The sequence below is a fragment of the Psychrobacter sp. CAL346-MNA-CIBAN-0220 genome (assembly GCF_040309805.1).
Classification (GTDB): domain Bacteria; phylum Pseudomonadota; class Gammaproteobacteria; order Pseudomonadales; family Moraxellaceae; genus Psychrobacter.
Genome location: NZ_JBEOPF010000445.1, coordinates 1 through 259 on the forward strand (window position 1 = coordinate 1; position 259 = coordinate 259).

Below are 259 nucleotides of genomic sequence, written 5' to 3' on the forward strand. Positions count from 1 at the left end.
GTCCAAGATAGGCTTGAAGAAGAAGCCTATATGCTTAGCCAAGTAAAACACCCAAATATACCTGGGGCGATAAAATTCGAGCGGGTTGGTAAGCAAGGCATTTTAGTAATGGAACGGGCTCAAGGAGAAGATCTCGACAAAATTTGCCAGCGATTAGGGGCTTTACCGCCGGTAATTATCGTCAGTATTGCGAGACAATTAGCCAATATTTTATATTATCTGCGTAAGGGTAAGCCTTTAGTGCATGGCGATATTAAGC

General features: G+C 42.9%; 1 protein-coding gene. It reads left to right on the plus strand.

Going from position 1 to position 259, the window contains the following annotated elements:
* A partial coding sequence (locus AAEY88_RS14315) for a protein kinase domain-containing protein (protein WP_350563460.1) occupies window positions 1-259 on the plus strand: 259 nt, incomplete at both ends.